We start from the raw sequence: 23,595 nt of genomic DNA on the forward strand, positions 1-23,595 counted from the left end.
CAGCTGGCGGGATTCGCTGGGGCAGAACTCGGCAAGACAATCGCCATAGTATGCCAGCTTTGTGGCGTCGCTGCCGAATGACAATTCAACGCACCGACAAGTCATCGTGCCCGGTATTCGCCGCTGCTTTGACGATAGCCTCGATCTACACCGCCGCCCGCCCGGCCCGTAACAGATCCAGCGGTTCGGCACGCCCCGCTTCATAGGCTGGCCAAAGCGCCGCCAATGCGCAAAGCCCAACCGTAACCGCGAAGCCAAACGCCAGTTGCGACCACGGAATGATGAACTCCGGCGGGCCCGCAAAAAATGATCCTCCGTACAAAGCCATTCCGACGCCGCACCATCCGGCGATCAAACCGAACATCAAACTCAACCCGCAAGCGATCAAGCCGATCAAGACAGATTCGCAAAAGATCATTCGCACCAGTTGCCATCGCGAAAGCCCCACCGAACGCATCACTCCAAATTCCCACGTGCGTGCGCGGACCGACGCCACCATTGTGTTGACGATCGCCAACGACATGATCGCCAACGTCAGCAACGGCATCCAACTGAGCCCCCAAATCATCTCGTCAGCCCGCAAGCGAATCGATTTCAAAACGCGATCCGTTGTCGTCAACCGCGCAAAGGGACGATAGGCGGTGACGGTCCCATACTGTTCATCATTGAAGGCAAAGCCCGCGTTCCGCTCCGCCAACGATTGCAGTTCGCTTTCGACAGCGTCTTCCGATGCCGCAGAATCAAAGTTGAACCAGAAGTACTCGATCGGCCCGAGACGAAAATCGTTCTGAACGTCCGCCTGATTCGCAAACACCATCGTTGAAGTCCGAACAAAATGACGCCGGACTCCCGAAAACTTTGTGAACCAATGCCAACCAGGAAGCGTCACGACACCGGCGATTTGATACTCGACCACTTCGCCATCGCCCTGAGGCGGAATCAGACGCACCGTATCGCCGACGCCACAGCCGGCCATCATTTGAAAGTCGCTTGAAATAAGACAACTTCCGCCGCGTGAGATTGCATCGGCCGCGGAGACGGCATCCCCTTCGATGAACCGCATCTTCAACATGGGATCAGCGCCGGTGAATGCCCGCATCGGATCAACGCCACAGACGATCGCGTTGTCTTGGCGCAACAACTGTGGCGGTTGATCGCCCCAGTCGAACTTTGCCTGCTCGATGGCGACCGGCAAGAACGCGTCGGCTTGAACCCCGGGGATTTGTGGAAGCTCCGATGCCTGCTGTTGATTCAAGCCGACCGGATGAAAGGCCACAAACGCATCGGGCATCCAGTCGCCCGGCAGGAACGGTTGCAACATTGAATACCCCCACGTTTGCGTCGACGTGTAAAGGGCAAGTCCGACCGACAACGCCAAAGCCGCACCGATCGAACGCCACAAATGATTCGTCACAACTCGCTGCATCATTCGCGGATTCAAGCCCACGATTCTTGCGATCACCGGCGTCACCCAACGATCACAAAGGATCACGGCGTACGGCGTGATAGCCAACATGCCTAGCATCAATGCGGGATACGCGATCAAGGTGTACGCAGACAAACGCGTCTCTGGCGGCAAGGACACCCAAAAGACCAAAACGGGTGCCAGCAAGATCAGAGCCACACCGAACATCGCGATGGTTGCCCAAATCGCCGGCCGCGGGTGCGCCAAGCGGTCGACCATCGCATCCATCGGCGAAATCCGCATGGCACGCCATGCCGGCACGACCGCTGCGGCCAATGCGCCAGTCATTACGGCCACCCCACTCAGCACCACGGTCGTCGTTCCCAGGACCGCCCCAGCTTCAAACAGCCCTGGAAAAATGCGGCTTCCCAACATCACCATGGCTGCCCCCGCCGCCAGGCCGGCGACCCAACCGACCGACGCCAGAATCAGACTTTCCCCCGCGATCACACCGGCAACCTGCAAACGGCTCAGCCCGATCGCGCGCAGCATCGCAAACTCGCGGGATCGCTCGCTGACTCCCATGCTTAGCGTCGTAAAAATGATGAACACCGCCGCCACCGCCGCCATGCCGGTCGCGGCCCAAGCCTGTGCCCGTTGGCCACGCACCGTCCGTGTTGATTCCAGCCCGCGTTGCACGTCGGAAAGATCGACCAGTTGCACCGGAGGCTTCGCGGATGAAAGACGTTTGTGCCAAGCCCGCCGAAACTCCGATGGTGACACAGTATCCCGTAGCGCAAGTTGCACCAAAGATGCCTTGGGCTTGTAACCATTGATGCGTTCGGCCAGCGGTGGTCGAACGTAAACCGCGTCGACCGCGACACCGGTGACGAAGCTGCCGGGAACGCTGATGTTCGATGGAGACGGACCAAGGTCATTGGTATCAGCCCCGCCGCGTCCGTTCGCCCCAGAACGGCCGCCGCCAGAACGGCCGCCGCCCGGTCCGCCACCACGCCCGCCCAAGGACGGCGCATCACTGGGTTGTTCGACCACTCCCACAACTTTCACCATGACCGCATTGGCGATGGACGTCAGCTTCAGCGTATCGCCCAGATTCACCCCTAAACGCTCGGCCGCCTTCCGGCTGATCACCGCCACGTCCGAATCGCCTGATTCAGTCAGCCACTGTCCTTGGACCATCTCCGCAGGCGGTTCAACCGCGGCCGTACTGACCAAAGTCGGATCCAGTGGCGGGGCCCCAAAAACCGGCGGGCGGTCGCCCACCAACAATCCCAACGCCGACGGTTCGTCCGAATCGGAATGTGTCGTAGCCACGGTCACTCGACTTTGATCAATCACATTGGCCACCATCACACCGGGATCGGATTGCAGATCCGTGATCAATGCGCCTCCCATCTCCGGATGGCTGCCGGGACGGCCTTGGGGAACCAGCAAGAAATCAAACTGCCCCATGTACTTGTCCGCGTTCTCGTCCAACTTTGACACCAACGCGTCGTATCCACTGACCATCCAGACCACGGCACAAGTCGACGCGATCACGCCGATCAATGTGATGATCGCCCGCCCGGGACGCCGGCGCATCGGCGCGACAACAAGCTTTCGAATCAGTTTCCAGTGATGCATCATTGCAGTCGTTTTTCAAACGGGGTGAATCGTTGTTCTGCCACCAGCGTCGGTCGGGCAATCTTCCAAGCGTTATGAACGGTCGACGCCATCGCGAGGGCGGAACGTCAGCAAAGGCAAACCCTGGACCATGATCACACAAATGTTTGCCCCCAAAGGACCGTTTGCTGTTTGACGCCCGAATGATGCCGCCATTGGCTTTCAAGCGATTCCGATATCGGGGTCTCATGCGTATCGCAGCGGTGGTAATTCCATCGGCAATGACGAATCAACCGCCGCATGCCGCCAAGCAAAGACATTTCGTGTGAACTGATGTTTCCGTCACCATCCCACCGATGACGACCACAGCACCCTCGCAATGACGCTAACCAACTTCCAACGACGCATCCCCACTGGACGAAGCCGATTCCCTTACACGTCCGCGTTTTCTGATCTTCGTAACGTTCCAAAACGGCGCATTGGGCGACCCAACGATGGGCGCGTGCCGTCAAGTCGCGTCGACGCTGGACACAAACCAGGGTGGAACATTTCGATTTCGGTACACCAGATGCAAACAGATGGAAGCGAACGCAAACGCGGGTGAAACCAACGTTCCCCCAATGAGTGTTCCATCATCGGTGACACGACGTTCATTGACGAAATGTCGCATCAACTTTGAATCCGATCATCTAGGATTGCCCCAACAGTGAATGAATCCACAACGCCTTGTTCATCTGATTCCACGGCTCCCGGCTTGAGGGCTTGTGAACTGAGGTCGGTCGACAAGACCTACCAACAGGGTGGAACGATGGTTCAAGCGCTATCCCAAGTGGATTTGACCATTCCCGATGGCGCCTTCGTTTCGGTGATGGGCGCCAGCGGGTCCGGCAAAAGTACCCTGCTGCACTTGATGGCCGGCCTGACCCGTCCCACCCGTGGTTCGGTCATCATCGACGGCGACGACCTGTCTCAGTCATCGGATATCGAACTGACGCGTTTCCGGCGCAGTCGAATCGGCTTGGTATTTCAGGCGTTAAACTTGGTTCCGTCCCTCTCGGCGGCCGACAACATCCTGTTGCCACTGATGGCATCCGGAAAGGCGGACAACACGGAGGACCGTTTGCGTGAATTGGCCGAAACGTTGGGCATCGCCGATCGCTTGGACCACCGCCCCGACGCACTCAGCGGCGGCGAACAACAACGCGTCGCGATCGCTCGCGGCTTGATCGCGGATCCGGCCATTTTGCTGGCCGATGAACCGACCGGCAATCTGGACTCGAAGACCGGCCAATCCATCTGCCAAACGTTGCGAACGCTGTGCGATACCCAAGGCCGAACAATTGTGATGGTCACCCACGAACCGGCGGTGGCCATCTGGTCCGACCTGGTGATCGTGCTCAAGGACGGTCAGATCATTCACCAGATCGCTACGAAAGATCACCCGAATCCCCAGTCGTTGGCGATCGAGTATCAAACGACCGTCGACGCCGAAAGGTCGACGACGCAGCCCCAGGATGATGTGACGACGTCATTGACATGATGATCCAGCGATGCGTTTCAATCGGCCCCTAAATCACCGCTGCTGACCCATGGCCGGGCGATTCCCTGCCGAAGCTTGGCATGCAGGTTGGACCCGCCACGGTTCGGAAGTTAACTCGGGCGACGCTTGGACGCAATTGACCAACCGTCAGTCGCCCTGCAGCGACACCTCACGGATCCAATCGCTGCCGCGTTTGTCGCGGTGCGCTCCAGGCTTCTTGGTGACTTCGCCCTGAGTATCGGCATAGTCGACAAACACGGCGGCGATCAATCGTTCCGACGCGGGAATGCCCAGCAGGTCGAACACCACCGGCTTGCCTAAGTTCCCGCCGCTGGACCAGTACGTCCCCATCCCCGCCGCGGTCAACAACAGCAACAGGTTCTGGACCATCGCGCCGGTCGCCGCCAAGTGTTCTTCGTCGCGGGCCGCGGATTTCTGGATCGATGCGCAGTCGCCATTCTGCAGCGCAAGCGGATCGCATTCGGGCAACCAAGTCACCAGCACGACCGCGCCGCATCCACACAACAGTGGCGGAACCTTGGTCGCGTCACCGTGCTGGTGTTTCAGTACCTTGCCCAAAGCTTGAGCTTGATCCTGCCACAGGATGTGAGCCCGCCAAGGTTCGGCCAAGTCATCAATGCCGCGGACGAAGTGAAACGGCGCCCACCCCGCATCCAAAACACACTTTCGCACCACCGCATCGAACTGCGTCCGTTGGTTATCAGGCGTTTGCACCGGAGCATCCACGTCACCGAGAATCTTCTCGGTGCGACGACGCATCAAGACCTCACGGACGGTCGTCAGCGGATCAGAAACAGGGCGTGAATTCATAAATAAACTTCATTCCAGTGGGCAACAAAGACGGCTGAATCAAGATCACGGCTGGTCAATGTCGGCGATCGCATACAACTTGTCGCCACGTCGCAAGACCAACGTCGAATCGATCGCAACGGCGGCATAAATCTTGTGGCCACCGAGGCTGCTCTCGGCATTTTCGGCGTTCCAAACGCGGTTTTCGGCGACCGTCTCTCCGTCGGCCAAATCGATGACCACCGTCGTGCCTTTGTAGCCGAATAGATACAGATGCTGCTTCGTTGCCAATGGCGTCGCCCAAACGCCACCGGCCGCTGTCCGGTCGACGCTGACTTGTTGCCCGGTCTCTAGGTCCAGCCGATACAGCACGCCGGCACGATTCACGAAAGCCGCGGTATCGCCGACCACGACGGGGCTTCCGAAGGTGCACGTGGCCTTCTTTGCACGCCAGCGATAGTCGACTTGGTACTGATCGCCATCACAAGTGATTTCAATCAACCCGTTGCTGGCCGCCGCCTGGCCCGCACTGCCGGCATCGCGTCCATCGGATGCCCCGATGACAAACCGACCGTTGCCGGCAGGAATCGGCGTGCATGAACTGTTGTTATCGATCTGGTCGAAATGCCACAGTCGTTCGCCGGTCGCGGGGTCCAATCCAACGATGGTTCCGATCGCGCTGCACACCAGATGTTGTGTATCGCCGACATCGATCAAACGAGGCGACGCCCATGCGGTCGCACCAATGCCAGGTGACTTCCAAATCGTTTCGCCTGTCGAGGGTTCGATCGCCAACACATACGGCTCCTCTGATCGTTCCACCCAAACGTAGACCCGTTGCTGATCCACTTCCAAAGAGGATGACAAACCGTGACGTGCCGTGATCGGACCGTATTCCGCCACCAAGTCGCGCTGCCATGTTTTGCCACCATCGGTATCGATGCCGATCAACACGCCGCCTTCGAAGAAGGCAACGAATCCTTCGTCGGTGGCGACCGCGGTGGGTGCGGCCCGACTGACCATCGGCGTGTTCTTGAACGGCGACGGATTGGCCACGTCGACTTGCCACAGACGACTGCCGTCAGCGGAATTAAATGCCGTGACGTGATAGTTGTCTTTCATGTCACCGCTGGTGGACGTCACCACGATCTGATCGTGCGCAACGATCGGCGTCGACTGGCCATAGCCTTCAATCTCGGCGGTCCAGACGATGCCAGACTCGGGCGACCAAGTCGTCGGCAGATCGTCATCGACGACCGCGATGTTGCTGGATTGGAATCGCGGAGCATGAGGTGTCTGGCCGACGACAAAAGCAACACTGCAAACATTCCCAAGCGAAATGATCAAGCCAAGGCAAAACAAACACCGTCGCAAAGCCAGAGTCGCAAGCACGGCGATCAAACATCGATGGAAAGACAAAGACATCAAAAAACGCACAGCGGATTGAAGGAAAAAACTTGAATTGGCGTTAGAGCGAGGCGTGAAGTTTACGGGGGCAACGCATGCCGTCCAGCGGATCCATCGCGAGGGCTTGGCATCGACTGGAAAGCGGATCGGAACGGCGACGGGATCGACAAATCAGCGAAAATCCCCGTGTTTTCCCGTCCGCGATAGCGCACAGATTAACACATCAAATTTTGCAAAAATTCGCTTTGAACCACTTCTCAAGAGAGCTGTCTTTATTGAGAATCAGTCGCATCAACCGCCGGTGCTCTAGCCAGCCACACCGCAATTGACGGCCTCAGCCAGCCAACTTGCCGACGGTTTTGTTTTTCGAAAACCAGAAGAGATTTCTACACAGGCTGAGGCTATGAATTTGACTTTGACGCGCGCGGTGTTGCCGTGCGCTGTGGCAGTGCTCGTACTTGCATCCGCGGCATCCAAATCCAGCGGTGCCCTTGTCGTTCCGACCGCTGGCGATGAACGGTTCGGCTGGGATGATTCCGATCTAGGTGCTGCTTTCGCAGAATGGGCCGGCTTCGCCCCAGCCGGAGCAATCACGGGTCCGTTTTCTCCGACGAGCTCCACGGCATCATCACAGTCCAGCGGACTCACTGAGCATTCGATGACCGGGTTCGTGACCAGCACCAGTGCCATCTACTCGTTTTCCGCGGCCACCGAGATCTCTACGGATGTGAAAACCACAAATCTTTCCGGGACGCAAACGCGTGTTGTCGCTCAGATTCAAGCATCTGGAACCGGTCTTGATCTCAGTTCGCTGCTACTGAACGGGCAAACGGCCAGTGTCAGCGGAATCGCAGATTCACGAACGGTGACTTCATTCGGTGGGCCAACGCTGCAGAGCGACTATATGGCGATCTGGGATATCGCTGCTTCGCCGCTGGACGACTATTCGTTGGCTTTCAACTCACTCGGACCTCATATGTCCCTTGAAGCGGTCCGCATCGACGCCTTCGCCAGTGACACCGCATTCGTCACGCCGGCATCGGTCACAGCGGTTCCCGAACCGGCATCGGTGGGAACCATGTTGGCTTTGACCTGTGGTGGCGGAGTCCGCTGGTTGCGGCGGCGCAAATCATCCGTCGAAGCGAAGCGTTCTTAAGCCTGTCGTTGAACATTGACCGTGTAAACCTTTGGGGGAAAGAAGGATGACGGTGACCACATTGACAAAAACTCGATGCGTCGTGGCGACCGATCGATCAGAATTGCCATTGCGAAAAACAGCAGGACGACAACGGACTTTCGCCACCGGATTCACCCTGGTCGAACTGCTAGTGGTGATCGCGATCATCGGCATTCTTGTTTCATTGCTCTTGCCCGCCGTGCAATCGGCGCGCGAAGCCGCACGCCGAATGTCGTGCCAGAACAATTTGAAACAACTGGCCCTGGCGACGCACATGTACAACGACGTGTATCGCAAAATCCCCCCCACTGTGATCGGCGTTACGGTCGGTCAATCCAACGGACAACCCGTCAATCAGGCCGGGCTGAGCGGTTGGGCGGCGCTGCTGCCGTTTCACGAACAAGGCGGCATGTATGACCGCTTGGATCTCTCCAAAACGGCCTGGGACGCACCCAACGACGAATTGGTCAAGCAGACACCGTCGATCCACCTATGCCCGTCGATGCCTGTTCCCGAAGAAGACAGCGGTTATTCCAGTTACGCTCTATCGACCGGAACGGAATACTATCGGAACCAGTCACACAACGGTGCCTTTGTCGACGCGATGAACGTGTTTTACGGCGAACGGGTTCGAGCCGGAGTGTCTGAATCACAAGCCCGTTTGCACTGGACCAGCATCGGCGACATCAGCGGACTGGACGGCACATCCAACACCTTGTTGATGGGCGAATTCGGCTTGCAAGAACGCGACGATTCGGACCTGCCATTCCCTTACCCGGGCGGCGGCGGTTCGAGCGCCGCGCAGTGGGCCGTCAGCTATCCCTACAGTTCGACCGGAACGGTTCGCGGGATCTTCAACGGGACCAAAGTGCCGATCTTTGATTTCCATTCATGGGAATGCTTCCGCAGCCAACACCCTGGTGGTGCGCACTTTGCCCTGTCCGACGGCAGCGTGCGATTCCTTAGCGAATCGGTCGACTCCGTCGCGCTGGACCGTTTGGCCAATCGCCGTGACGGTGAAGTGATCGAGCCGTCGCCATGGTAAGTCGACACGCCATCGCTGCGGCCGTTATCGGTCTGCTGGTCATTGCCACGCCGGGTTGTGAATCACAACCGACGGGACTGACCGCGGCCGGCGAAGTCACGGCCAAAGGAAAACCGGTCTCCGGTGTCGTCATCACCTTGCAACCGGTGCCGCCAACCGAAGGCCCCAAAGCCACCGCACTGGTCTTTGACGGCCGCTTCGAATTTGGCCCGGGCGCGGGACTGACCGCCGGCCAATACCGCGTTCGTTTCAGCCTGCTGCCACCCGAGTTTCGCCAGGCGGCACCCGAAGAACAGCGATCCAAGTTTCCGCCGGAGGGATCGGTGATTCCCGCGAAATTTGATTCGCAAAGCAATGAAATCTGGGAACTGAAGTCCGACCAGGAAAACAGTTCCGAATATGAGATAGCGATCCGGTGATTCACCAAATTTGATCCCACACCATTTTTCCTTCCTTGCCAGATATCCATCCATGCGTCGTATCGTTTCCAGCGGCCGGTCTTTCGCCGCCATTGCATTTCTGTCGTCTCTGACCGTCACAACGCCATCGATTTGTCACGGGCATATGTCATGGTTGGCATCCGACGACGAAGGTCACGCAGTCTTTTGGTTCGGTGAATCTCCCGCCGACCGGACCTACCATCTGCCCGATGCGGTCGCGGGCATCGAATTGAAATGGGACAAAGGGACGTCCACCGAAGCCATCGCCACCGCCCCGGTGGATACCGACGACTTGGTCGGTTTGAAAAGCGACGGCACCTTGGGTGAAACGGGCGAAGTGTTCGGCAGTGTGACCTATGGCCTTTACCACGGCACACGGCTGACCTATCACGTCGAACACTTGGTCCCCGATGACGCGACGAAGTGGCCGACCGCTCCGCGAGCCGATTCACCACTGCAAACCGTGATCGTTCCCGGACCGTCCGGCGGTGTTTTGGTGACCGTTTTGCAAGACGGCAAACCGACCGCCGACGTGGAAGTCAAACTGTACGACGCGGAGGGGACCGAGAACGCATCGGCCACCACCGACAGCGTGGGAATCGCAACGTTCAAAGCATCATCACTGTCGTCCGGATTGAATGCCGTCCTGGTCGGCGTTCAACAATCCGATGTCGAAGGCGAATTGGACGGCACGGCCTACACCGACACCGCCGACTACCTGACTTCAACCTTCGTTCATTCGAGCGACAATGACGATGCAAAACCCACCCCGCAGCGCCCGACCGTCGATGCAACTAGCAAAGTGAACATCAACGATTCAGGCTTGGATGAACTGCCCGAAGAACTGACCAGCTTCGGTGCCGCCATCAGTGGATCGAAACTGTTTGTCTACGGCGGCCACACCGGCGAAGCCCACTCGTATTCGAACGAAGAACAATCCAACCGTCTGTGGTGCCTGGACCTGGAAAAGGGTGAACAATCCAAATGGCAACAGGTTTGCACCGACCATCGTCTGCAAGGTCTAGCCATGGTGCCCTACAAGAACGGGGTGATCCGTATCGGCGGGTTCACGGCGATGAACGAAAAAGGCGAAGACCGGAATTTGAAGTCGCAAACCTTCGTCCGTCACTTCGACGCGGATTCTGGCAGTTGGACCGATCTGCCGGCGCTGCCCGAACCACGATCCTCCACCGACGCCGCCATTTTGGGCGACACGATCTATGTGATTGGCGGATGGAAACTGGACGGTGAAAGCGATAACGGCGTCTGGCACGAAACGGCTTGGAAAATGGACCTAAACGCCGACCAGCCTGCTTGGCAACCGATCGCTTCGCCCCCGTTCAAGCGTCGCGCGTTGGCGGTGGCTGCGTTCGACGGAAAGATTTACGCGATCGGCGGGATGAAGTCCGTAGGTGGACCGACGACTCGTACCGATATCTATGATCCGTCATCCGACACATGGACCGAAGGCCCTTCGATGCCGGGAACCGGAATGGCCGGATTCGGCGCGTCTGCCTTTGCCTGTGGCGATCACCTGTATGTCAGCACGATGGACGGATTTTTGCATCGACTGGGAAGCGGCGAAGCCGAATGGACAACCGTCGCCAAGATCGATCCGGCAAGATTCTTTCATCGCATGTTGCCGCTGGACGATCACCGCATGCTAATGATCGGCGGAGCCAACATGGAGATCGGCAAGTTCACCGACATTGCTTTGGTCGACGTCCAGCCGCAAAACTGACATCCGGGCGGCAGCAAAGTGGCAAGGCTTCAGCGTTTCAAAACCCATTGGACGACCGTTTCGTCGCGTCGTTTCATTGGCGCGGTGAAAGCCCTTTGAAATCCTGTGGCCGGGTTGCCTTCGCTCAAAAAACCGTTGTAGCCCTTGATGAATCGACGAGTCGCCGGCTGGATACGGTCCATACACGCGGCTAGCGGCATGCGGCTCACAAGTCAGCGGCAAGGCGCTAGCCGCCGGCTCGGTTGGCAACGAGTCAAAACATGACGCCACCCAACCCGCGGCTAGCGCCGTGCGGCCGACATCGTCGCCTTTCGCTCCGCCGAAAGTAGCGTTCTTCCGTCAGTCCTGAGGCAAAGACCCTAGCGTCGGGCTGTGTTGGCGAAACGTCTCGAACCCGCGGCTAGCGCCATGCGGCTCACCAATCAGCGGCAAGGCGCTAGCCGCCGGTCCGGTTGGCAACGAATCCAAACATGACGCTACAAAACCCGCGTCTAGCGCCGTACGGCTCACCAATCAGCGGCAAGGCGCTAGCCGGCGGTCCGGTTGGCAACGAATCAAAACATGACGCTACCCAACCCGCGGCGAGCGCCATGCGGCTCACCAATCAGCGGCAAGGCGCTAGCCGCCGGTCCGATTGGCAACGAGTCAAAACATGACGCTACCCAACCCGCGGCGAGCGCCATGCGGCTCACCAATCAGCGGCAAGGCGCTAGCCGCCGGTTCGATGGGCAACGAATCGATACATGACGCTACAAAACCCGCGGCGAGCGCCATGCGGCTCACCAATCAGCGGCAAGGCGCTAGCCGCCGGTTCGATTGGCAACGAATCGATACATGACGCTACAAAACCCGCGGCGAGCGCCGTGCGGCTCACCAATCAGCGGCAAGGCGCTAGCCGCCGGTTCGATGGGCAACGAATCCAAACATGACGCTACAAAACCCGCGGCTAGCGCCGTGCAGCTCACGAATTAGCGGCAAGGCGCTAGCCGCCGGTCCGGTTGGCAACGAATCCAAACATGACGCTACAAAACCCGCGGCGAGCGCCATGCGGCTCACGAATTAGCGGCAAGGCGCTAGCCGCCGGTCCGGTTGGCAACGAATCCAAACATGACGCTACAAAACCCGCGGCTAGCGCCATGCGGCTCACAAGTCAGCGGCAGGTCACTGATCAGTGAAGGCCGCATTCCAATCCTGAAACCACGATGGCAATGCATCGCCTATGATGTCGCGGGCAGCAAACGTGGCAAAATATCGTTCAAACCAATTGCGAAACACACACATGAGACTTCTGATCTTCGCGTGTCTAGTCGGACTGGCGTCAGCACACGTCACCGCGGACCAAGACCGCCCGAACATTCTTTGGCTATCCTGCGAAGACATCAGCCCGCACCTGGGATGTTACGGCGACCCGAATGCCATCACGCCGAACATCGATCAGTTGGCGAAGGAAAGTGTGCGGTTTTCCCATGCGTTCACCACCGCGGGAGTGTGCGCGCCGTGCCGCAGCGGGATCATCACCGGCATGTATCAAACGACCCTCGGGACGCACCATATGCGGTGCACGGCAAAGTTGCCCGACGACATCAAACCGTTTCCGGTCTATCTACGTGGTGCGGGATATTACTGCACGAACAATTCCAAAACGGACTACCAGTTCGACCATCCCAAAGACACCTGGGACGACTCATCCGGCAAAGCCCATTGGCGCAAACGTCCGGACAAGTCCCAGCCGTTCTTTTCGGTCTTCAATTTCGGCGGTTGCCACGAGTCGGGAATCGCAAGTTCGGAGAAGTACAAGTCCGTGACTGAAGTGTTGGCCCCTTCGGAGCGTCAAGACGCCGACGCGTTGACGCTTCCGCCCTACTGTCCCGACACGCCGATCGTTCGCGAAGACTGGAAACGCAACTACGAACTGATCACGGCGATGGATCACTGGGCCGGTGACTTGTTGGATCAGTTGAAGAAAGACGGCCTGTACGAAAACACAATCATCATGTTTTGGTCGGACCATGGTGTCGGATTACCGCGGGCCAAACGATGGCTTTACGATTCCGGAACGCACATTCCACTGGTGATTCGCATCCCATCCAAGTTTCGTGGCTCTGGCGAAGGCCTGCCTGGAACGACAACCGATCGGCTGGTCAGTTCGATCGACTTTGGCCCCACCGTGCTGCGGCTTGCAGGCGTTGAAATCCCAACCCATGTTCAAGGGCAACCTTTTCTGGGTGACGGTGCCCAAACGCCACGCGAATATGTCTACGGCGGACGTGATCGCATGGATGAACGCTACGACATCATCCGAACGGTACGTGACAAACGGTTCCGATACATTCGGAATTACGAGCCGCTGAAGACCTATTACCAGTACATGAACACGCCGGAGAAGGGCGCGACGATGCGCGAGCTTCGACGACTTCACGAAGCGGGAGAATTGCCGGCTGAAGCAGAGGCTTTGTTCGCGTCCACCAAGCCGGTCGAAGAATTGTACGACTGTGTCGCCGACCCCCATCAAGTCAACAATCTGGCGGATGATCCCGCATTTGCTGACCAGCTGAAACGTATGCGCGATGCGCACCTTCGCTGGGTCAAGCAGACTCGGGATATCGGATTGATTCCCGAGCCGATCATCATCGAACGGCGAGAACGGCTGGGCAACGAGTACGCGATCCTTCGGCAACCGGGGCAAGAACAAACGGTGTCTCGAATCGCCGACACGGCCGTGTTGGCGTCATCAGGGCCGTCGGCGTTGCCCAATTTGATCGCGGCAACCGATGACAGCGACAGCGCCGTGCGCTACTGGGCGGCGGTTGGCATCGGCAACATGGCGGATTCGGCCAAGGGGTCGGCGATGCAGCAGATGCAAAAGATGTTGCATGACGATTCGTCGGCGGTTCGCACCGCTGCGGCGCGGGCGCTTTGCCGGATGGGCACGCCGGAACAAGCGTTGGGTGTGCTGATCGATGAGATGACGACGGGACAGCAGTGGGAACGCTTGCACGCGGCGATCGTCTTGGACGAGATCGACGAACAAGCTCGACCCGTCATCGATGCCATGCGGCAAGGTCTGCAATACACGCCCGGGTTCAACTCCGAAGGCAAGTACCGCGTTCGCGTCATCAATCGTGCACTCAACGAACTGGAAGGCACCAACAACACGGTCAAATGAACGGGGCGGGGTGTTTGTTGTGCACCATCGGTGTGGCTCGGCACATTCAACGTTCGGTGGCTGATTTGCCGGTGAAAATGTCGGCCGGATGCAGCGAGAAACGATGGTCCCGCTTGGAACGCGACTGATCTACAATCCCGGCATTTTCGGGCAAAGGGTTCCCGGCCGATGGATCAGATCATTGAATTGTTGGCGGTGATCGCCAGTGCGATCTTTGGTGTCTCGTTGGCCAGACGGCACAACATGGACTTCGCCGGCGTGTTCAGCATGGCGTTGATCGTGGCGTTTGGTGGTGGATCGTTGCGCGACATTTTTCTGGATCGACACCCGCTGTTCTGGATCGAAAAGCATCACTATCCGGTGATCGTGTTTTTCCTTTCGCTGTTGACGTCGGTGGTGCCGCGATTCCCAAAGTCGATCGAGAAATGGCTGATCATTCCTGATGCCTTGGGGCTGGGGTTGTTCAGTGTTGCGGGTACGGACGCGGCGTTGGAATCGGGAACATCGTTTTTTGTCGCCGCTTTGATGGGCGCGATCACCGGAACCTTTGGCGGCGTGGTGGCGGAGGTGATCTGTAACCAAGTCCCCAGTCTGTTTCGCCCCGCCCCCATGTACGCGACTTGTGCGTTCACCGGATCCTGGTTTTATGTGTTGTTGCAGCAATGGGAACCGGCACGACCGGTCGCCGGTCCGGTCGCCATCATCGTGATCGTTGCCTTTCGACTGATGGCGTTGCGCTTTCAATGGATCTTGCCGCAAATGGAGGCGGACGAATAAAGCCTAGCGTTGCAATTCCGCCTGAGCGTCCGATTCGATGCGTTCTCGTTGCTGTTCGGACAGACCAAACTTAAAATTGATTTCTGGGTCGTTGAAGATATCGCTTTCCTTCATTTCGATATCGTCCACGTCCAGGCTGAGATCGCAATCGAATCGCGCAAGCATGCTGTGGCTTTTGCCTTCGTCGCGTTTGATGTTGCGAAAGTGGCACAGCCCCCACGTGATCCCCCGTCCGTCCTTGGTATCGGTGAACGCATCGGGAACGTAGGCACCGGGCGCGATCGGCATCAGGCCAGTGATTGCGGCGACTTCGAAATTGACGCCATCGGGTGCGTACTGGATGGTGTTGTGTTCCAGCCCGTGCCGGCTGACCAGCGCCGCCAAGCCCTCTTTGAATGGGAACAAGGATGTTTCGTGGCCCGAGTTGATGACGGGGTTCAGCGGGTGTTTGCGAAACGGACCGAACGGATGATCGGCGATGGCCAAGCCTTGGGCTCGCACCGGTGGGTCGCCGCCCATTTCGCCTTTGTAATAAAGATAGATTTGGCCGTTTCGCACCAGCGGATACGGATCATGGATCACGTATTGGTCCCAGGATCCCGGCGGTCCGTTGTCGACGACGATCTTGTTGCACGGGGTCCACGGGCCATCGGGCGAATCGGCCACCGATGCGGACACGGGACAGTCGTCGCCGTTGGTCGCACTGCTGGTTCGGCTGCCCGGCATCGCCAAGTACGCTTGATAATAAAGGTAGTACTTGCCTTTCCAAACCAGGATGTCGGGTGTGGAAACGGATCGCCAACCGGGATTGGGTTTCTCGTTTCGCTCGATCGCCACGCCCTGCTCTTGCCACGTAAAACCGTCGGTGCTGGTCGCATACCAGATTTCCGCCAAGTCCCAATCGCGTGACGGGATCGCGTCGTTGGCTCCGCCGTCATAGTCGGGCGGCGTCGCAGTGTGACGCTTGGTGTACCAGACGTAGAACTTGCCATCGTGCTTGATGATCTTGGTCGCGTCACGCCGGGAAACGGTGCCGTCGCCGTTGGAATAGTCCAAACCTTTCAATGGCGTGTACTTGAAACGACTGAACAGTTCGTTGCGTGCGCAGTCCAATCCCGCATAGGTTCCGTCGTAAACGCGCTGCATCGCGCGGCTAAGCGGCATGTCCGGTTTCTGTTCGGGAACCTCGCCGTAAGGAAAAGCCGGGGCAGATTTCGGATCCGTCGGTTCGTCGGCGACGCAACACATGGCCGACATCAGACCGCCGGTGAGAACACAGGTGGGAATCAGTAAGCGGAAAAGACTTCGCATCGAGCGGAACCTGAGCGGGAAAACATTTTGGGGACATCGGGCGGAGTGCCTCGCAGAGGGCGGCACGGCTGCTGATTGTAAACAATCGTCGGCGTGGTCGTGATGAATCGGGCAATCGGCTGATTCGGCCGCTATGGTGACGACGGCTTCGCTAAGATGGTGATGCCTGGATAGCGGGCGACGAACCCAATCGGCTGGCCGCTGCCGGGGCATCCCTGCCGCCCAATTTTGTTCATTCCCACCTGTCTGATCGAAAGGTTCGCCTGACATGCGATCCGTCATTTTTGCCGCTCTGGTCTGTGCAGCCTTGTCATCACTGCGGGCCGACGAACGTCCCAATGTCTTGGTGATTTTGTGTGACGACATTGGTGCCCATGAACTGTCGCTGTACGGACATCCCAAACACCAGACCCCGGTCTTGGATGATTTGGGCCGCACGGGGTTGTGGTTCACGACGGGGTATTCCACGCCGATTTGTCACCCGACTCGGTTCGAGATCATGACCGGCCAGTACGCGCACCATAACGGCGTGTACCATTTCCCCGGAAGACCAGGCGGGCCGCCGGCGAACACCGGCCCCGATGATATCGCCAGCCATTTGACGTTCGGAAAACTGTTTCAACAGGCCGGATACGCGACCGCGCACGCTGGCAAGTGGCAGTTGTCCGGTGAACATCCGACGCTGATTCGTGAATGTGGATTTGACGAGTATTGCATGTGGGCCTACACCCACAATCTACCGGAAGGCGTGAAGCATGACGGCGCTTGGGAAGGAAAGCCAGGCGGCAAGACGTGTCGTTACTGGCATCCATCAGTGGTCCAAAACGGTGAGTACCTGGACACGGATGATGACAGTTATGGACCGGACATCTATTCCGATTTCATCTTAGACTTCATCGGACGTCATCCGGATGATCCATTCTTCGTTTACTATCCGATGGCTTTGACGCACGGCCAGTTTTTCACCACGCCGGATACGACGGAAACAATCGAGGATCGATTCAAGCACAACCAGAAAAAGAACTGGCAAGCCAACGTCGAGTACACCGACAAGATCATCGGCAAATTGGTCAGTGGCTTGGAAACGATGGGACGCCGTGACAACACCTTGGTGATTTTCGTTGGTGACAACGGAACCGGCGGCAATGGCAAGGGCAAGACCACGGAAATGGGATGCCGTGTTCCGTTCATCGTCAACGGACCGGACTTGGTCAAACCGTCGGGGGAATGTCGTGAATTGGTGGACCTGTCGGATATTTTGCCGACGATCTGTGAAGTGGCTGCGATTGATCTGCCCAACGACCACATCGTTGACGGGGTATCGTTTGCACCTTACTTGAAAGGCGATATGACACCGCTGCGAGAATGGATCTACGCTCCGCTGGGCGGCAAACGAGTGCTAAGGACCAAGCGGTATCTGTTGGAAAACAATTCACCAACCAACTTTGGTCAACTGTACGACTGTGGTGAATCACGTGACGGCACTGGATACGTTGATATCACGGACGATCCGAGTGCCGAAGCGGTTGAGGCACGTCAAAGCATGCTGCAGATTTTGGAAGATAAACCGGTTCCCAATGTGGCGGACAAGAAACCGGCTGCTGTGAAAAAGAACGGGAAGAAGGGAAATTCCAAGTCCAGTGCCAAGCCGGCCGTCAAGTGATTGCGGCCAGGTGGTGTATCGATGGGGCAAGTGTGAGAGGATGCTTTCGCGGGTGAACCATTGATGAATTGTTGGATCCGATCGGCATTGGCGTTGGGCATCATGGTCATGATCGGTGCGCGCGGTTGGGCCGACGATCGAATCGACTTTCGCACCGACGTGCTGCCAATTTTGACCAAACACGGTTGTAACGCCGGCGCCTGCCATGGGGCCGCTTTGGGGCGAGGCAATTTCAAGCTTTCGTTGTTCGGCAGTCGACCTGTCGATGACTACGATGCGATCGTGCGGCAAGTCGGCGGGCGTCGGGTCAATGGCGTGCGTCCGGAAAACAGTTTGTTGCTGCTGAAACCGACCGAGCAACTGGCCCACGGAGGCGAACTTCGATTCGATGTTGATAGCGACGCGGCGCAAACGATCACGCGATGGATCGCGGCGGGAGCCCGGTTCGAAAGCGATCGACGTTTGGTCGACGTTTCAGTTCATCCGCCACAGGTCACCGTCGGTGCGGTCGGCCAATCGATTCCGTTGAAGGCGATCGCCCAGTTTAGTGACGGGACGACCCGAGACGTCACGGCGTACACGATCTTGGCACCGGATGATGCCGCCGCACTGTCGGTCCAGGACGATGGTGGATCGGTCCAAGTGTTGCGGCCGGGCAGCCACGTTCTGGTCGCGCGCTATATCAACCGCGTCCAGCCGATTCAGATTCGTGCTCCGATTGGCGATGCGGCTTTGGAAGTTGAATCAGATGAGCAGAGTGATGAATCAATCGGAATGATCGATCGCAGCGTCAATCAAATGCTGGTTGATCTGCGGTTGCCGGCGTCGCCGAAAACCGATGACGAAGCATTCTTAAGAAGGGTCACGTTGGATTTGACGGGGCGTTTACCAACGCTTCAGCAACGACGTTTGTTTCTAGATGACCGTCGCAACGACAAGCGAAAACGGTGGATCGATCGCTTGTTGGAATCCGAAGCGTTCAGCCGTTATTGGACGTCGCGGCTGGCGGAGTGGTTTCGCGTCCGCAGTCAGAACAACGACCAGAAAGCGACAGAAGCTTATCGCGATTGGCTGTATCGATCGATTCAGGACCGCGTCGGTTTCGATGATTTGGTCCAGCAAATGTTGACGGCGACCGGTGACACGCACCAAGTCGGGCCGGCAAACTTCTATCGAACCGCACCGGGCGGACGCCCCACCGCGGAATTGGTCAGCGAAGTTTTCATGGGTTCGCGAATGCGATGTGCGAATTGCCACGATCATCCGCTGGACCGCTGGACACAGGATGATTACCACGGCTTGGCGGCAATTTTTGCCACCGTGCAATCGGGACCCGTTGTTCGATTGGATTCCACCGCCACCACCACGCATCCGGTGACGCTGCAGCCGGCCGTGCCGCAAATTCCTGGCGGACGACGGTTGGCAACCGACCAGCCCATGGTGCAGACGTTTTCACGGTGGCTGGTCGACGACGGCAATCCATACTTTGCCAAGGCGGCCGTCAATCGAATGTGGAAACACATGATGGGGCGTGGATTGGTCGATGCCGTCGATGATTTCCGGCAAACGAATCCCGCCAGCCATCCGGAATTGCTGCAACACTTGGCCGATGACTTTGTGGCCAACGGATACCAGATTCGCAAGACTCTGCATTTGATCGCCAACAGTGATGCTTACCAACGCGACAGCGTCGCGAATTCACAAAACCAGCACGACGACCGTTTCTACTCCCACGCGTTGCGTCGACCATTGTCGCCGTCCGTGCTGGCTGATGCCATCAGCGATGTCATTGGCATTGCCGATGACTATTCGGCTTGGGGCGAAATCGACCGAGCGATTGATTTGGTCGACGGGGCGGTGCAAGTTCCATCGTTGGCGGTTTTGGGGCGATGCGATCCCAAAGCGATTTGCACGCCCGATGATGGGACGTCGACCGGCATGTCGACGATGCTGCACCTGTTCAATGGTGAATTGCTGAACGACCGAATCGATGCAACACGTGGGCGGTTAAGGGCCTGTCGTGATGCCAACATGACCGCGATGCAGACGGTCGAACAGATTTACGCGGCGGCATTATGTCGAGAACCAATGGAGAATGAAAAGGCATTCTGGGTGACTCATTTGGATCAGGCAGATGACCAGGCGGCTTTCTTGGAAGATGTGATGTGGGCGATGGTGTCCAGTCGCGAATTCGCAACCAATCATTAGCGAGCCAGATGTCGATGAAATCGTCTTTGCGTTGCGACGGTGTCAGTCGCCGAAACATCATCCGCGTGGGAGGCTTGACCGCCTTCGGTCTCGGCATCGGTGGATTCCATCGCTGTCGACGTGCCAATGCCGACAATCTACCGGTTGCCAGGGCGAAATCCTGCATCCTGGTTTGGCTGGATGGTGGACCAAGCCACTTGGAATCCTTTGACGTCAAACCGGATGCGGCGGAAGAGGTTCGTGGGCCGTTGGGTTCGATTCCAACGTCGATTCCTGGTGTTCGAATCGGCGAATGCTTGCCCCGTTTGGCCGGCTTGCTTCATAAGATTACGATTGTGCGTTCGATGACGTCGCCGCTGGGCGAACATAACTTTGGGACGCACTACATGATGACGGGCTATCGTCCATCGCCGGCGTTGGATTACCCCGCGTTCGGATCCACTTTGGCGATGCAGCGTCCTGCATCCGGTGTGCTACCGCCGAATGTGGCGGTTCCCAAGTTCACCGGCAATATCCAGGATCACGGTTTTCTGCCATCCGAAACCGCAGCCTTTGAAGTCGGCGGCAAACCTGACCAAGCTGATTTTCGGGTCAAAGATTTGGACTTTTTTCACGGCCTGGATCTTCAACGACTGGATCGTCGACGCCAATTCGTTGACGCGATTGATCAGTTCAGTCGCGCTACGGATGCGGGCGGTTTTCAACCGAACGAAGATTTGCGACGTGCCTATGATTTGATCGCGTTCGCCGACGCCAAAGCCGCCTTTGACATTCATAGCGAACCAGACGCGGTACGGAAACGCTATGGTCGGGTTGGCGGCAACGGTGTGGGGCAAAGTTGTTTGCTGGCGCGACGTTTGGTCGAACGGGGCGTTCCTTTTGTGACGGTGAACAGTCCAGGTTGGGATACGCACCAAGACATCGTGAATCTGAAACAGCGATTTCCCAACGACAAGAACGCTCACCTACCGGCACTGGATCGTGCGGTGTCCGCTTTGGTGGAAGACTTGGATCAGCGTGGACGTCTGGACGACACATTGGTCATCGTGATGGGAGAGTTCGGTCGGACGCCGAAGATCAACACTCGCGGTGGTCGCGATCATTGGCCCAACTGCTTCAGCGTTTTGCTGGCAGGCGGAGGGATCACGGCTGGCAATGTTTATGGGGCCAGCGACGCACAGGGTGAACTGCCCGCCGATCAACCGGTGACACCCGCGGACTTGGCCGCCACGGTCTATACCTTGCTGGGCATTGATCCCGCGGGTGTGCTGAAGACATCCGACGGTCGACCGGTACGAATCACGCCGGACGGTTCGCGGGCGATCCGCGGAATCATGGCATGAACGCATGGCGAACTTTGGTTTTGGTAGTTTGGCTAGTGGGCTCGATGCTGCCGACCGCCGGAACCGCTGCCGATGATCCACCAATTACCGACGTGGCCTTTTCACCGGATGGGCGGTACTTGGTTTGCGTCGGTCAAAGCGGGATTGTCTCACGACGCTGGCCTGATTTGGAAACTGTGGCGGCGATTCAGGTCCCGCTAGACAATTTGCACTGCGCCGCCTTCTCACCGGATGGCGACCATTTGGCGGTCGGCGGTGGGAATCCCGCTGACTTCGGTGCGGTCGTGACATTGAAATGGTCGGAGGGCGCACTCGATGAAACCATCGTTCACCAGTACCGGCAATTCGACGATAGCGTTGTCGATGTGCGGTGGACCGGCAACAACTCTTGGTTGGCCGCGTCGATCGACCGAACAGTCCGGCATGTCCATTTGAATCAGTCCGAAGCGACGGTGATGCAAGGACATTCCCGCGCCGTCACCGCGGTCGAGACGTTCGGCCAAACGAAGTGGATTCTAAGTGGCGGCGACGATCACCGATTGCGATTGTGGGATACAGCCGATTTCGAAACCGTACGTACGCTGAAGCAGCACACTGGGCCGATCGTCGACATTGCTGCGGCACGTACGAACGATGGTTTACCCATCGTCGCGACCGCATCCGAAGACCGAACGGTGAGACTTTGGCAGCCGACGATCGGACGGCTGATTCGTTTCTGCCGATTGCCGCAACAGCCGCTGAAGATTGCCTGGTCACCCGACAGCCAAACGATTGTGGCCGCATGTCGGGACGGCAATGTGCGATGGATCGACGTTGCATCCGTCCAGGTGGTCCATACCCAACAGGCGATCGACGGTTGGGCGTACGCCATAGCGATCCATCCCAGTGAACCGACCATCGTGGTGGCCGGTTCGGGAGGAAAGATCCAGCCATTTCCGCTGGACCATCCATAAGCTTGCGGCAGGCTAGGGGTCAGGCAATCACACAGGTGATCGCCCGCCGGTGCAGCCGAACACCTCGCCGGTCACGTAGCTAGCGTCCATGCTTGCCAACCAGACATACAGCGGTGCCAATTCGATCGGCTGGGCGGGTCGCCCGAAGACCGTGTTGTCACCGAAGTTCTTGATTTTGTCTTCCGGCATGGATCCAGGAATCAGCGGCGTCCAGACCGGCCCCGGCGCGACCGCGTTGACGCGGATGCCACGGTCAATCGACAGTTTTGCGAGCGCCTTGGTCATCCCAATCAATGCCGATTTCGTTGTCGAATACGGCAACAGATACGGTGACGGATCGTATCCTTGGATGGACACCGTGTTGATAATGCTGCCGCCCGGCGGAACGTGTTTGACGGCGAACTTGGACAACCAGAACGGCGCGTACACGTTTGTCTTCATGATGCGATCGAAAACTTCCGTGGAAAAGTCTTCAATGCTGTCTTCGGTGACTTGAAAGGCGGCGTTGTTGACCAGGACGTCCAAGGATCCATGATGATCGACGTGTTGCTTTACCAAGTCCTTGCAGAACGCTTCGTCTCGCAGATCGCCTTTGATTGCCACGGCATTGACGCCCGCCGATTCGACCAGCACTCGAGCCTCTTCCGCATCGCCGTCTTCGGACAAATAGTTCAGCGTCACGTTCGCACCTTCCCGTGCATAGCACAACGCAATTGCGCGACCGATGCCACTGTCGGCACCTGTGACCAGTGCGTTCAAGCCTTTCAGTTTCCCACTTCCGCGATAATGTTCTTCGCCGTGATCCGCATCGGGAACCATGTCCGTTTCGCTGCCGGGCATGGAAGTGGTGGACTGGTTATCGAAGGGCGGTCGCGCATAAAGATCGCGGGGGTCTTTAAGTTCGACGTCGGGATAAGTGGTGATTTCTTGAACGGTATCCATCGCGGTTCTCCGGTGACTGGCTGATCGATTCATCGCGTTTGCGA

The 23,595-nt window shown here is 57.9% G+C and carries 16 protein-coding genes; 11 read left to right on the forward strand and 5 right to left on the reverse strand.

The genetic code is table 11. The features are described 5' to 3' along the window. Positions 1–145: 145 nt before the first annotated feature. Positions 146–3,052 carry an ABC transporter permease gene (locus tag Mal65_RS14650; RefSeq protein ID WP_231131139.1) on the reverse strand — a complete coding sequence of 969 codons (2,907 nt, stop codon included), beginning with the start codon at positions 3,050–3,052 and terminating at the stop codon, positions 146–148. A gap of 682 nt (positions 3,053–3,734) precedes the next feature. Between Mal65_RS14650 and Mal65_RS14655 the strand changes: the two genes are divergently transcribed. Continuing rightward, a complete protein-coding gene (locus Mal65_RS14655) occupies positions 3,735–4,568 on the forward strand; it encodes an ABC transporter ATP-binding protein (RefSeq protein WP_231131140.1) in 834 nt (277 codons plus the stop codon). Between the two features lie 147 nt (positions 4,569–4,715). Here Mal65_RS14655 and Mal65_RS14660 read toward each other — a convergent pair whose 3' ends face one another. After that, the gene (locus Mal65_RS14660) at positions 4,716–5,399 is read right to left on the reverse strand and encodes a nitroreductase family protein (RefSeq protein WP_145298984.1); all 684 of its coding nucleotides are present in this window, start codon (positions 5,397–5,399) and stop codon (positions 4,716–4,718) included. Positions 5,400–5,444: 45 nt separating this feature from the next. Further along, complete coding sequence (locus tag Mal65_RS14665) at positions 5,445–6,803, reverse strand: BamB-related PQQ repeat family beta-propellar protein (protein WP_145298987.1); 1,359 nt, start codon at positions 6,801–6,803, stop codon at positions 5,445–5,447. Between the two features lie 640 nt (positions 6,804–7,443). On the opposite strand from Mal65_RS14665, the gene Mal65_RS14670 reads away from it, so the two are divergent. The 6 genes from Mal65_RS14670 (at position 7,444) to Mal65_RS14695 (ending at position 15,131) form a co-directional block, all read left to right on the forward strand. Next, complete coding sequence (locus Mal65_RS14670) at positions 7,444–7,941, forward strand: PEP-CTERM sorting domain-containing protein (RefSeq protein ID WP_165701282.1); 498 nt, start codon at positions 7,444–7,446, stop codon at positions 7,939–7,941. A 52-nt stretch (positions 7,942–7,993) separates the two neighbouring features. Further along, positions 7,994–9,007 carry a DUF1559 family PulG-like putative transporter gene (locus Mal65_RS14675; protein ID WP_165701283.1) on the forward strand — a complete coding sequence of 338 codons (1,014 nt, stop codon included), beginning with the start codon at positions 7,994–7,996 and terminating at the stop codon, positions 9,005–9,007. Further along, on the forward strand, positions 9,001–9,426 hold the full coding sequence (locus Mal65_RS14680; RefSeq protein WP_145298996.1) for a hydroxyisourate hydrolase: 426 nt from the start codon (positions 9,001–9,003) through the stop codon (positions 9,424–9,426). Before Mal65_RS14675 ends, Mal65_RS14680 begins: the two co-directional genes overlap by 7 nt. Before the next feature lie 52 nt (positions 9,427–9,478). Then, a complete protein-coding gene (locus tag Mal65_RS14685) occupies positions 9,479–11,188 on the forward strand; it encodes a tRNA wybutosine-synthesizing protein 4 beta-propeller domain-containing protein (RefSeq protein WP_145299000.1) in 1,710 nt (569 codons plus the stop codon). Between the two features lie 1,279 nt (positions 11,189–12,467). Further along, positions 12,468–14,354, forward strand: a complete 1,887-nt coding sequence (locus Mal65_RS14690; RefSeq protein WP_145299003.1) for a sulfatase-like hydrolase/transferase — start codon at positions 12,468–12,470, stop codon at positions 14,352–14,354. A 168-nt stretch (positions 14,355–14,522) separates the two neighbouring features. Then, the gene (locus tag Mal65_RS14695) at positions 14,523–15,131 is read left to right on the forward strand and encodes a trimeric intracellular cation channel family protein (RefSeq protein WP_145299006.1); all 609 of its coding nucleotides are present in this window, start codon (positions 14,523–14,525) and stop codon (positions 15,129–15,131) included. A 3-nt stretch (positions 15,132–15,134) separates the two neighbouring features. On the opposite strand, the gene Mal65_RS14700 is transcribed toward Mal65_RS14695, so the two are convergent. Next, positions 15,135–16,388, reverse strand: a complete 1,254-nt coding sequence (locus Mal65_RS14700; protein ID WP_165701568.1) for a glycoside hydrolase family 117 protein — start codon at positions 16,386–16,388, stop codon at positions 15,135–15,137. 322 nt (positions 16,389–16,710) lie between these two features. Here Mal65_RS14700 and Mal65_RS14705 point away from each other — a divergent pair, with 322 nt between their 5' ends. From Mal65_RS14705 to Mal65_RS14720, 4 genes are all read left to right on the forward strand, one after another. After that, positions 16,711–18,105 (forward strand): sulfatase-like hydrolase/transferase, encoded by a 1,395-nt coding sequence (locus tag Mal65_RS14705; RefSeq protein ID WP_145299012.1) that lies wholly within the window; start codon positions 16,711–16,713, stop codon positions 18,103–18,105. A gap of 63 nt (positions 18,106–18,168) precedes the next feature. After that, positions 18,169–20,313: a DUF1549 and DUF1553 domain-containing protein gene (locus Mal65_RS14710; protein ID WP_145299015.1), complete on the forward strand. Its 2,145-nt coding sequence runs from the start codon at positions 18,169–18,171 to the stop codon at positions 20,311–20,313. Between the two features lie 14 nt (positions 20,314–20,327). After that, on the forward strand, positions 20,328–21,656 hold the full coding sequence (locus Mal65_RS14715) for a DUF1501 domain-containing protein (RefSeq protein ID WP_165701284.1): 1,329 nt from the start codon (positions 20,328–20,330) through the stop codon (positions 21,654–21,656). Further along, positions 21,653–22,609 carry a WD40 repeat domain-containing protein gene (locus Mal65_RS14720; RefSeq protein ID WP_145299021.1) on the forward strand — a complete coding sequence of 319 codons (957 nt, stop codon included), beginning with the start codon at positions 21,653–21,655 and terminating at the stop codon, positions 22,607–22,609. Before Mal65_RS14715 ends, Mal65_RS14720 begins: the two co-directional genes overlap by 4 nt. Before the next feature lie 27 nt (positions 22,610–22,636). Here the strand turns inward: Mal65_RS14720 and Mal65_RS14725 are convergent, their stop codons facing one another. Further along, on the reverse strand, positions 22,637–23,551 hold the full coding sequence (locus Mal65_RS14725; protein WP_145299024.1) for an SDR family oxidoreductase: 915 nt from the start codon (positions 23,549–23,551) through the stop codon (positions 22,637–22,639). Positions 23,552–23,595 lie beyond the last annotated feature (44 nt).

Source organism: Crateriforma conspicua, from assembly GCF_007752935.1.
GTDB classification, from domain to species: domain Bacteria; phylum Planctomycetota; class Planctomycetia; order Pirellulales; family Pirellulaceae; genus Crateriforma; species Crateriforma conspicua.